At 67.2% G+C, this 11,783-nt stretch carries 8 protein-coding genes; 6 read left to right on the forward strand and 2 right to left on the reverse strand.

The window, feature by feature from the left end; genetic code table 11:
* Window positions 1-104: 104 nt before the first annotated feature.
* The 3 genes from uvrA (at window position 105) to DXK93_RS07125 (ending at window position 7,738) form a co-directional block, all read left to right on the forward strand.
* Entirely contained in the window at window positions 105-5,867 is a 5,763-nt protein-coding gene (uvrA, locus tag DXK93_RS07115; RefSeq protein ID WP_119449710.1) for an excinuclease ABC subunit UvrA, read from the forward strand.
* 5 nt (window positions 5,868-5,872) lie between these two features.
* Entirely contained in the window at window positions 5,873-7,009 is a 1,137-nt protein-coding gene (locus DXK93_RS07120) for an aminodeoxychorismate synthase component I (RefSeq protein WP_119449711.1), read from the forward strand.
* A 96-nt stretch (window positions 7,010-7,105) separates the two neighbouring features.
* On the forward strand, window positions 7,106-7,738 hold the full coding sequence (locus DXK93_RS07125) for an aminotransferase class IV family protein (RefSeq protein WP_119449712.1): 633 nt from the start codon (window positions 7,106-7,108) through the stop codon (window positions 7,736-7,738).
* On the opposite strand, the gene DXK93_RS07130 is transcribed toward DXK93_RS07125, so the two are convergent.
* The gene (locus DXK93_RS07130) at window positions 7,735-8,637 is read right to left on the reverse strand and encodes a LysR family transcriptional regulator (protein ID WP_054457424.1); all 903 of its coding nucleotides are present in this window, start codon (window positions 8,635-8,637) and stop codon (window positions 7,735-7,737) included. The genes DXK93_RS07125 and DXK93_RS07130 overlap by 4 nt on opposite strands.
* A gap of 210 nt (window positions 8,638-8,847) precedes the next feature.
* Between DXK93_RS07130 and DXK93_RS07135 the strand changes: the two genes are divergently transcribed.
* The 3 genes from DXK93_RS07135 to DXK93_RS07145 are packed head-to-tail and all read left to right on the forward strand — an operon-like array spanning window position 8,848 to window position 10,912.
* Complete coding sequence (locus tag DXK93_RS07135; protein ID WP_054457613.1) at window positions 8,848-10,107, forward strand: aromatic ring-hydroxylating dioxygenase subunit alpha; 1,260 nt, start codon at window positions 8,848-8,850, stop codon at window positions 10,105-10,107.
* A gap of 2 nt (window positions 10,108-10,109) precedes the next feature.
* Entirely contained in the window at window positions 10,110-10,583 is a 474-nt protein-coding gene (locus DXK93_RS07140) for a nuclear transport factor 2 family protein (protein ID WP_054457426.1), read from the forward strand.
* A 17-nt stretch (window positions 10,584-10,600) separates the two neighbouring features.
* Window positions 10,601-10,912, forward strand: a complete 312-nt coding sequence (locus tag DXK93_RS07145) for a non-heme iron oxygenase ferredoxin subunit (RefSeq protein WP_054457428.1) — start codon at window positions 10,601-10,603, stop codon at window positions 10,910-10,912.
* A gap of 8 nt (window positions 10,913-10,920) precedes the next feature.
* Here the strand turns inward: DXK93_RS07145 and DXK93_RS07150 are convergent, their stop codons facing one another.
* Window positions 10,921-11,751 carry a ThiF family adenylyltransferase gene (locus tag DXK93_RS07150; RefSeq protein ID WP_119449713.1) on the reverse strand — a complete coding sequence of 277 codons (831 nt, stop codon included), beginning with the start codon at window positions 11,749-11,751 and terminating at the stop codon, window positions 10,921-10,923.
* Between the last annotated feature and the right edge of the window lie 32 nt (window positions 11,752-11,783).

The following is an 11,783-nucleotide window of genomic DNA, read 5'->3' on the forward strand; positions in this document are numbered from 1 at the left end:
ACTCATGACTCACAATATAGTCAATTATTCCATATCGCCGCGCTCGGAACCAGCGATGGGTTGTCGCTCGGGCAGGCCTCTCCCCTCAGGCTACGATACCGTCCATGAGCTCCCAAATTCGCATCGTTGGCGCCCGCCAGAACAATCTCAAGAACCTGGACCTGACCATCGCCACCGGCGAACTGGTCGTCGTGACCGGCGTGTCGGGGTCCGGCAAAAGTTCGCTGGCCTTTGACACCCTGTACGCCGAGGGGCAGCGGCGTTATGTGGAAACTTTCTCGCCCTATGCGCGCCAGTTCCTGGACCGCATGGACAAACCGCAGGTGGACCGCATCGAAGGCATCCTGCCCGCCATCGCCATCGACCAGACCAATCCGGTGCGCAGCTCGCGCAGCACGGTCGGCACGATGACGGAACTGAATGACCACCTGAAGCTGTTGTTCGCGCGCGGCGCCAAACTGTATTGCCGCGGGTGCGGCAAGGTGGTGCGGCGCGACACGCCGGATTCCGTGTACCACTCGCTGGCCGAACGCGCCGCCGCCGCCGGCGATCCGCGGCTGGTGGTGACTTTTCCCATTGCCGTTCCCGCCAACTTCACCGAAGAGGAAGTGCGCGGCTTCCTGGAGCAGCAGGGCTACACCCGCGTGCACGCCGAGGAAAACGCCGCGCCGCGCACAGCCGCCCCGGCCAAGGGCGCCAAGAAGGCCAAGGCCGCAAAAGGCAGCACTGAATCACGCCGCATCCTGCACGTGGTGCAGGACCGCTTCCGCTTCGCCGGCACCGAACGCGAACGCATCATGGAAGCGCTGGACACGGCGCTGCGCATGGGCGCCGGCCACCTGGCCGTGTACGTCATGGACGCCGAGGGCGGCAACGCCCACATCTGGAAGTACAGCGACCGCCTGCATTGCGCCGACTGCGACATCGAATACACCGATCCCCTGCCCAGCAGCTTCTCGTTCAATTCACCCCTGGGCGCATGCGAGGCCTGCCGCGGCTTCGGCCGCGTGATCGGCATCGATTTCGGCCTGGTCATTCCGGACGAAAACAAGACCCTGCTGGAAGGCGCCATCAAGCCCTGGACCACGCCGTCGTACAAGGAATGCCAGGACGAACTTCAGAAATACGCGCCCAAGGCCGGCGTGCCGCTGGGCGTGCCCTGGAAAAAGATAAGCGAAGAGCACAAGCGCTGGGTGCTCTATGGCACTCCCGACTGGAAGGGCGGCAACGACGCCTGGAAGCACCAGTGGTATGGCGTGCAGCGCTTCTTCGACTGGCTGGAAACCAAGGCCTACAAGATGCACGTGCGCGTGCTGCTGTCCAAGTACCGCAGCTACACGCCCTGCCCCACCTGCAATGGCGCGCGCCTCAAGCCCGACGCGCTGCTCTGGCGCCTGGGCACCAAGGAAGAAGCCGACACCGTGCTGCCGCCGGAAGACGGCCGCTACAAGCGCTTCATGCCGGTGAGCGCCAACTGGAGCCGCGAGCAGCTCGACAACCTGGGCGGCCTGTCCATCCATGACGTGATGCTGCTGCCCATCGAACGGGTGCGGACCTTCTTCGACACGCTGTCGTTCTCAGGCGCGCTGGACGCCGCCACCGACTTGCTCATGACCGAGGTGCGCGCGCGCCTCAAGTTCCTGTGCGACGTGGGCCTGGGCTACCTGACGCTGGACCGCCAGAGCCGAACGCTTTCTGGCGGCGAAGTGCAGCGCATCAACCTGACCACGGCGCTGGGCACCTCGCTGGTAAACACCCTGTTCGTGCTGGACGAGCCGTCCATCGGCCTGCACCCGCGCGACATGCACCGCGTCGTCGAAGTCATGCACCGGCTGCGCAACGCCGGCAACACGCTGGTGGTGGTGGAGCACGATCCGCAGGTCATGGTCGCCGCGGACCGCATCATCGACATCGGCCCCGGCCCCGGCGAACGCGGCGGCCAGATCGTCTTCGACGGCACGCCGTCGCAATTGCGCTCGGCGCGCACGCTGACGGGCGACTACCTGGGCGGCCGCCAGCGCGTGGAAGCGCCCCGCCCCATGCCGGTGGCGGCGAACACGCCGCGCCTGCTGCTGGAAGGCGTCAGCGCGCACAACCTGAAGAACGTCTCCGTCGAGCTGCCGCTGGGCCGCCTGGTCTGCGTGACCGGCGTGTCCGGCTCGGGCAAGTCCACGCTGGTGCAGGACGTGCTCTACCCCGCCCTGCTCAAGCAGAAGGGCAAGCCATCGGAAGCGCCGGGCGCCTTCGAGCGCCTGCTGGGCGCCGAACAGATCGCCGATGTGGTCATGGTGGACCAGACCCCTATCGGCAAGACCGCGCGCTCCAACCCGGCCAGCTACGTGGGCGCGTTCGACGCGATCCGCAAGCTGTTCGCCCAGGCACCGCTGGCGCGCGAGCGCGCCTACACGGCCGGCACGTTCAGCTTCAACGGCGGCGACGGCCGCTGCCCCACCTGCGGCGGCACCGGCTTCGAACACGTGGAAATGCAGTTCCTGTCGGACGTGTACCTGCGCTGCCCGGACTGCGACGGCAAGCGTTTCCGCCCGGAAGTGCTGGAAGTGCGCGTCGAGCATCTGGGCAAGAGCGCGTCCATCGATGAAGTGCTGGAGATGACGGTCAGCGAGGCGCTGGACTTCTTCAAGGGCCTGCGCGACGTGCAGACGGGCCTGGCGCCGCTGGCCGACGTGGGCCTGGAATACGTGCGGCTGGGCCAGCCCGTGCCCACCCTGTCGGGCGGCGAGGCTCAGCGCCTGAAGCTGGCCGGCCACCTGGCCGAAGCCGCGCGCAGCGGCATCTCCACCGCCAAGGTCGCCAAGAAGGGCAGCCTGTTCCTGTTCGACGAGCCCACCACCGGCCTGCACTTCGACGATGTGGCGCGGCTGATGCGCGCGTTCCGCAAGTTGCTGGCCGCCGGCCACACGCTGCTGGTGATCGAGCACAACCTGGACGTGATCCGCGCGGCGGACTGGCTGATCGACCTGGGCCCCGAAGGCGGCGACGCCGGCGGCCTGGTCATCGGCACCGGCACGCCACAGGACCTGATGGACAACCCCAAGTCGCATACGGGCGCCGCCCTGCGCGACTACGAAGTCAGCATCCTGCCGGCCGACGTGGTGGTAAGCACCGACGCCGACGCGCAGGAAGTCGAGCAGGCCGGCCTGACGGCCCGCATCGCCGAGCCCGGCGAAACCTACAACGCGGACGTCGGCCGCCCATTGCAGTCCCTGATGCGCGAGCGCCGCCAGGCCAATATGGCGATCGAAATCCGCAATGCGCGCGAACACAACCTGAAGAACGTAAGCGTGGAAATCCCGCGCGACAAGTTCACCGTCATCACCGGCGTGTCCGGTTCGGGCAAGTCCACGCTGGCCTTCGACATCCTGTTCAACGAAGGGCAGCGCCGCTACCTGGAATCGCTCAACGCCTACGCCCGCGCCATCGTGCAGCCGGCCGGCAAGCCGGACGTGGACGCCATCTTCGGCATCCCGCCCACGGTCGCCATCGAGCAGCGCACCAGCCGCGGCGGACGCAAGTCCACCGTGGCAACGATGACTGAAATCCATCACTTCCTGCGCCTCTTGTACGTCAAGCTGGGCACGCAATACTGCCCGGATTGCAACGTGGCGGTGGAGCCGCAGAACACCGACCAGATCGTGGCGCGGCTGCTGCGCGAGCACAAGGGCGTGCACATCGGCCTGCTGGCGCCGCTGGTCACGGCCCGCAAGGGTTACTACACGGACCTGGCCAAATGGGCCGGATCCAAGGGGCACTCGCACCTGCGCGTGGACGGCGAGTTCATTCCCGTGGCCCCGTGGCCACGCCTGGACCGCTACAAGGAACACACCATCGAACTGCCGATCGCGGACGTGGTCGTGGATCCGGCCAACGAGGCCGAGCTGCGCGCGGCGGTCAAGAACGCGCTGGAAAACGGCCAGGGCGTGATGTCCGTGGTCTGGCCTGTGAACAAGCTGCACGAGGCGCTGGACAGCGACCTCCAGCAGCAGCACTTCTCGGTCAAGCGCGCCTGCCCGTCCTGCGGCACCAGCTTCCCCGAACCGGATCCGCGCCTGTTCTCGTACAACTCCAAGCATGGCTGGTGCACGGGCTGCTACGGCACCGGCCTGCAGCTGCAAGGCTTCGATGAAGAGCAGACCGGCGAGGAAACCGCCTGGAACGCGTGGTACGAAGGCGAGGCCAAGGTCTGCACCCAGTGCGATGGCGACCGCCTGAATCGCGTGGCCCGCGCCGTGCGCTGGCGCGACAAGTCCATCGCCGAACTCGCCTCGCTGCCGGTGTCGGACGCGCATACCTTCTTCACCGGACTGGTGGCGCGCGGCCGCGAAGGCGAGATCGCCCGCGACATTCTCACGGAAATCCGCGGACGCCTGAACTTCATGCAGGAAGTGGGCCTGAACTACCTGGCGCTGGACCGGGCCGCGCCGACGCTGTCCGGCGGCGAAGCGCAGCGCATCCGCCTGGCCGCGCAGCTGGGCTCCAACCTGCAGGGCGTCTGCTACGTGCTGGACGAGCCGACCATCGGCCTGCATCCGCGCGACAACCGCATCCTGCTGGACGCGCTGGCGCGCCTGGAAGGCAACGGCAACACGCTGGTGGTGGTGGAGCACGACGACGACACCATCCGCCGCGCCTCGCACATCATCGACATCGGTCCGGGCGCGGGCATCCGCGGCGGCCGCGTGGTGGCCCAGGGCAGCGCGCAGGACCTGATCGAAGCGCCCGAATCGGTCACTGGCCGCTACCTGGCCAAGCCCTTGCAGCATCCTCTGCAAGGCCGCCGGCCGGTCGAGGCCGACACGCCCATGATCGAGATCAAGGGTGCGCGCCTGCACAACCTGCGCAGCGTGGACGCGAAGATCCCGGTCGGCCGCCTGAGCGTGGTGACCGGCGTGTCGGGCTCGGGCAAGTCCACGCTGGCGCGCGAAGTGCTGCTGGACAACCTGATGCAGGCCGTGTCGCAAGGCAAGGCGCCGGGCTGGGCCGGCTGCGACAGCATCAAGGGCTGGGAAGCCATCGACCGCGTGCTGGAAGTGGACCAGACCCCTATCGGCAAAACGCCGCGCTCCTGCCCGGCCACCTACGTGGGTTTCTGGGACGACGTGCGCAAGCAGTTCGCCGACACCCGGGAATCGCGCATGCGCGGCTGGACCGCGGCGCGCTTCTCGTTCAACACCGGCGACGGCCGCTGCCCGATCTGCGAAGGCCAGGGCATGCGCACCATCGAGATGAACTTCCTGCCGGACGTGAAGGTGCCTTGCGACGCCTGCAACGGCGCGCGCTTCAACAACGACACCCTCAGCGTGCAGATGCGCGGCAAGAACGCCGGCGAACTGCTGGCCATGGAAGTGGACGACGCCATCGGCTACTTCGCCGCGCATCCCAAGATCCATCGTCCCCTGCAGCTGATGCAGGACGTGGGTCTGGGCTACCTGACGCTGGGGCAGCCCTCCCCCACGCTGTCAGGCGGCGAAGCACAGCGCATCAAGCTGGTGACCGAGCTGTCCAAGGCCCGTCTCACCGACGGTCTGATCAAGACCGGCCGCGCCTCGCGCATCCCGCATACGCTGTACGTGCTGGACGAGCCCACCGTCGGCCTGTCGATGGCCGATGTGGAAAAGCTGATCCACGTGCTGCACCGGCTGGTGGAAGCCGGCAATACTGTGGTGGTGATCGAGCACAACCTGGACGTGATCGCCGAAGCCGACTGGCTGCTGGACCTGGGCCCCGAAGGCGGCACGGGCGGCGGCAAGCTGGTGGGCGAAGGCTCGCCCGAACACGTTATGACCCTGAGCGACCATTCCCATACCGGGCGGGTCCTGAAGGAATTCCTGGCACATCAACAGCAGTAAGAAGCATGGAATGTCGCTTTGAAGACCGGCTGGCGGGCCGCGCGCTGCGATTCGAGGGCTTGTGCTCGCGGATCGAGGCGCGCTGCGCCGCCGAGGTCGCCCCGGCCCTGGCCGCCATCGAGGCGCAGCGGCGGCAGGGGCGCTGGATCGCCCTGTTGCTGGACTACGAACTGGGCGAATGGCTGTTGCCCGAAGCCGCATTGGCGCCGCCCGCCGGCCCCTGGACGCCGCCGCGCGACGACGCCAGGCCACGCCTGACGGCGCTTGCATTCGAAAGCAAGCACGACGAAGCGCCCTGGGACGCGCCGGATGCAGGCAGCGCGCCAGCCGCCATCAGCCTGCCCGCGCCGCGCATGACCGAGGCCGACTACGTGCGCCAGATCGAAGCCATCCGCGGCCTGATCGGCGACGGCGAGCTGTATCAGGTGAACTACACCCAGCCGCTGGACCTGCAATTCCAGGGCGACGCGGCCACCCTGTACCGGCGCATCGCCGCCCGCAACCCGGTGGCGCACGGCGCGTTCATCCAGGACGGCGAACGCACGGTGCTGTCGTTTTCGCCCGAACTGTTCGTGCGCCGCGACGGCCCGCGCCTGACCACGCGCCCGATGAAGGGCACGGCCCCGCGCGACCCCGATCCGGCCGAGGACGAACGGCTGGGCCAGGCGCTGCTGGCCAGCGAAAAAAACCGCGCCGAAAACCTGATGATCGTGGACCTGCTGCGCAACGATCTGGGCCGGCTGGCCGAGCCGGGCTCGGTGCGGGTCGACGCGCTGTTCTCGCTGGAGCGCTATCCCACCGTCTGGACCATGACGTCCACAGTGTCGGCGCTGGCGCCGCACGCCTCGCTGGAAGAGGTGCTGCGCGCGCTGTTTCCCTGCGGCTCCATTACCGGCGCCCCCAAGGTCGCGGCCATGCGCCGCATCCGCCAGATGGAAACAGCGCCGCGCGGCCTGTATTGTGGCAGCATCGGCTGGCTGGCGCCGGACGGCGACTTCTCGCTGAACGTCGCCATCCGCACCCTGGTCCTGGACCACGCCGGCCACGGCATCTATAGCGTGGGCGGCGGCATCGTGCACGATTCCGACCCGGCCGAGGAATGGCAGGAATGCCATTGGAAGGCCCGGATCTTGCGGGCCTGAGGCCACAGTCCGGATGTCCGGCGCCCCTGCGCGCCGGCCGCCATCGGTAGTAGGATAGAGCGCGGCCGCAGCGCGCCTTTACGCCAGGAGAGTCCCATGCAACCCGAACTGATCGAGACCATCCTGGTCGATGCCGAACGACGCGTGCCACTGCTGGGGCGCCACCTCAAGCGTCTGGAAGCGTCCTGCAAGGCCCTGGGCTACGGCTGGGGAAGCCGGGCCGTCGAAGCCGACATCATGATCACCGCGCTGGGCCTGGCCACGCCGGGGCCGCACCGGCTGCGCCTGCTGGTGGCGCGCGACGGCAGCCGCAACATCCAGACCGCGCCGCTGCCGCCCCTGCAACCCGCACAGGAAGCCATGCTGGCGCCCGAAGCGCTGCGTTCATCCGAACCGCTGCTGCGCTACAAGACCACCTACCGCCCCTGGTACACCAAGACCATCGAATGGCTGCCGTCGCATCCGCACATCTTCGATCTGCTCTACCTGAATGAGCGCGGCGAACTCTGCGAAGGCAGCCGCAGCAACGTTTATCTGCGCCTGGATGGCGACTGGTACACGCCGCCCGTGGACAGCGGCTGCCTGCCCGGCGTGCAGCGCGCCGAACTGCTCGAAACGGGCAAGGTGGAAGAACGCGTCCTGACCCTGGCCGACCTGCATGCCGCCGAGGAAATCCGCCTGTCCAATGCGCTGCGCGGCTGGTTTCCGGTAACGCTGCGCGACACTTAATCCGCAAACTCGTCGACCACCACCTGCCGCAGCCACTGGTTGGCGGGCTCTCGGTGGTTGCGGGCGTGCCAGAACACGTTGATGACGGACTCCGGGATCTTCACCGGACAGGGCGCGGTTGCCAGGCCGAACGGACCGCAGGCGCAGTCGGCAAAGCGCTGCGGCACCACGGCGATCATGTCGGTGGCGGCCAGCACCGGCCCCACCGCAATGAAGTGCGGCACCGTCAGGCGCAGGCGCCGCCGGATGCCGGCCTGCCCTATCACCTGGTCGACCACGCCGTGGCCCGTGCCTTCCGAGGCGATGGCCACGTGCTCGGCCGCGCGGAACTGCCGCGCCGAGACCCCGGTGCGCGCCAGCGGATGGTCGCGGCGGAAGATGCACACATAGGGCTGGCGGAACAGCAGCCGCTGGAAGAAGCCGCTCTTCAAATCGGGCAGGAAGCCCATGGCCAGATCGATGCGGCCGCGCTCCATCTCGTCCTTCACGTCGATCGAGGTGGTGCGCACGGTGCGCACCGTGACGCCGGGCGCGGCGCGGTCCAGCGCGCGCATCAGCCGCGGCAGGAAATAGGTCTCGCCCACATCGTTCACGCCGATCACGAAGGCACGACCGCTATGCGCGGGGTCGAACGCGGCGCGCGCGTTCAGGGTGCTGTGCAGCGCCTCCAGCGCGGCGGCGATGGGCTGCGCCAGATCCTGCGCGTAGGGCGTGGGCACCATGCCGCGCGAGGTCCGCAGGAACAGCTCGTCGCCCAACAGCTTGCGCAACCGGCCCAGCGCATTGCTGACGCCCGGCTGCGAGATGCCCAGGCTCTCGGCCACGGCCGACACCCGGCCGTGCTTGCGCAGTTCGTTGAAGACGACCAGCAGGTTCAGGTCCACGTCTTGCAGGTTCATGGGCTGTCTCCACCAATATTGATTCTGGTGATTTATCTCATCAAGCAGATTCTATTTATTTATTTCACCTTCTGCCCGATGATGCAAAAAACGCCAGCGCCCATGCCGCGCCGGCTCTGCTGGATCGCGCCCGCGGTCCGCCGAACCAAGGAGACACGCCATGCGTACCTGTACGCTGTCCGCCGCCGCGCCCTGTCGCCGGAGCGGATCATGAACGCCCCCGAGCAGCCCATCCAATTCGCCCCGCGCTGGCAGGACGACGGATCCCACCGCATCCCCTTCGGCGTCTACACCGACGCCGCCCTGCATCAGCGCGAAATGGAGCGGTTCTTCTACCGCGCGCACTGGAGCTACGTGGGCCTGGAAGCCGAGATCCCGAACCCGGGCGACTTCAAGCGCACTGCGGTGGGCGAACGCTCGGTCATCCTGCTGCGCGACAACGACGGCCAGGTGCGCGTGGTGGAAAACGTGTGCGCCCACCGCGGCGTGCAGTTCTGCCGCGAACGTTCGGGCAACCGCAGCGAATTCGTCTGTCCGTACCACCAGTGGAACTACGACCTGCAGGGCAATCTGATCGGCGTGCCGTTCCGCCGCGGCGTCAAGCAGGACGGCAAGGTCAACGGCGGCATGCCGCCCGACTTCAACCCGCAAGAGCACGGCCTGACCAAGCTGGCCGTGGCCTGCCGCAACGGTGTGGTGTTCGCCTCGTTCGACCACGACGTCGAGCCGCTGGAGGATTATCTGGGGCCGGACATCCTGCATTATTTCGACCGCGTCTTCGACGGCCGCGAACTGGTGATCCACGGCTACAGCCGCCAGCGCATCCCCGGCAACTGGAAGCTGATGCAGGAAAACATCAAGGATCCGTATCATCCGGGCCTGCTGCACACCTGGTTCGTCACCTTCGGCCTGTGGCGGGCCGACAACCGCTCCGAGCTGAAGATGGACCGGCACTTGCGCCACGCCGCCATGATCTCGACGCGCGGCCAGGGCGGCAAGGGCAGCGTGACCAGCGGCGTGTCCAGCTTCAAGGAGCAGATGTCGCTGAACGACGACCGCTTTCTCGACATCGTGCCGGAGCCCTGGTGGAACGGCCCCACCGCCGTGCTGATGACGCTGTTTCCCAGCGTCATCATCCAGCAGCAGGTGAACTCGCTGTCCACGCGCCACATCCAGCCGGTGGGCCACGACGCCTTCGACTTCGTCTGGACGCACTTCGGTTTCGCCGACGATACGCCCGAGATGACGCGCCGCCGGCTGCGCCAGGCCAATCTGTTCGGCCCGGCGGGCTTCGTGTCGGCGGACGACGGCGAGGTCATCGAGTTCTCGCAATCCGGCTTCGAACAGAAGCCCTGGCACCGCAGCGTGGCGGAACTGGGCGGCAAGACCGCCGAAAACACCGACCACATGGTCACGGAAACGCTGATCCGCGGCATGTACGCGTATTGGCGTCGGGTCATGGAGGCCTGACGATGCTGGACTTTCCCCTCTACTACCAACTGACCTGCCTGTACAACGACTACGCCGCCGCGCTGGACGCGGAACAATGGGAAAAGTGGCCCGAGTTTTTCCTGGAAGACTGCGTGTACAAGGTGCTGCCGCGCGAGAACCACGAGCGCGGCTATCCGCTGGCAACCATGTCCTTCGAAAGCCGCGGCATGCTGAAGGACCGCATCTACGGCGCCACCGACACCATCTTCCACGATCCCTACTACCAGCGCCACGTGGTGGGCGCGCCGCGAGTGCTGTCGGTACAGGGCGACCGCATCGAGTCCGAGGCCAACTACGCCGTGTTCCGCACCAAGCCCAGCCAACTGACCACGGTGTTCAACGTGGGCCGTTATCTGGACGTGGTCCGGCGCGGCCCCGACGGGCTCAAGTTCGAATCGCGGCTCTGCATCTTCGACAGCGAGCTGGTGCCGAATTCGCTTATCTACCCCATCTGAGAAAGGACACGACAGCAATGAGCACGCAATGGATCAAGGCCATCGCGCGGGACGAGGTGCCTGAAGACGACGTCATCGCCGTGCAGGCCGGCGGCCGCGAGATCGCGCTGTATGGCGTGGACGGCGAGGTCTACGCCACCGCCAATCTCTGTACGCACGGCAATGCGCGGCTGTGCGACGGCTTTCTAGAGGGGCATGAGATCGAATGTCCGCTGCATCAGGGGCGCTTCGACGTGCGCGACGGGCGCGCGCTCTGTTCGCCGCTGCGCGAGAACATTGCCGCCTATCCGGTCAGGATCGAGGACGGCGTGGTGTTCGTGGCGTTGTAGCGTCTTTGTCAGACCGCGAGGCGCAGCGCCTCGTTGGCGGCCGCCATGCCCATGGCGGCCGTGACGGTCACGACCGAGCCATAGCCGGCGCAGGACAGGCCTTGCGGCGCCAGGGTCTGGCCCGAAGCGCCCATGTCGTCCTCGCCTTCCGTGGGGCGAGTCCAGGCGTCGGGCAGGATGGCGGGCTGGTCGAACCATAGGGCATGGATGCCCATCTTCGGCACGCGCCTCAGTGCTTTGCCGTTCTGATCGGAAGCTCGCGGAAAGCCGTGTTCGCGGCGCAGCTTGTTGCGCAGCTTGGACAACAGTGCATCGTTGACCGCAGCCGACAGGTCGCCGGCGCGCAGGGCCAGCGGATCGGTCTTGCCTCCAGCGCCGCCGCACAACAGCATGGGCACGCCGATTTCGCGCGCATGCAGGATCATCGCGATCTTCGCCGCGGCCTGGTCGGTGCAGTCGATGATGACCGAATACGGGCCGGGCAGGACCTGGGCGACGTTCTCGGGCGAAACGAAGTCATCCACCCGCGTCAGCCGGCATTCCGGATTGATCGCCAGCACGCGCTCGGCCATGGCATCGACCTTGGACTGGCCCAGCGTCTCGGTCAAAGCGTGGATCTGCCGATTGACGTTGGATTCGGCGATGTGGTCCAGGTCGATGAGCGTCAACGCGCCGACCCCGCAGCGCGCCAGGGCTTCGACGGTCCAGGAACCCACGCCGCCCAGGCCTGCTATTGCCACATGGGCGTTGCGCAGGCGGGTCGGGGCTTCGGGGCCGTAGAGGCGGGAAAGACTGCCGAAGCGGCGGTCGAGGTCGGCTTGGGGTTCTGGGGTGTTCATGAGGGCGTATTTTATTGCAGGCGGGTGTTGGG

This window comes from Achromobacter sp. K91 (assembly GCF_003576205.1).
GTDB classification, from domain to species: domain Bacteria; phylum Pseudomonadota; class Gammaproteobacteria; order Burkholderiales; family Burkholderiaceae_B; genus Achromobacter; species Achromobacter aegrifaciens.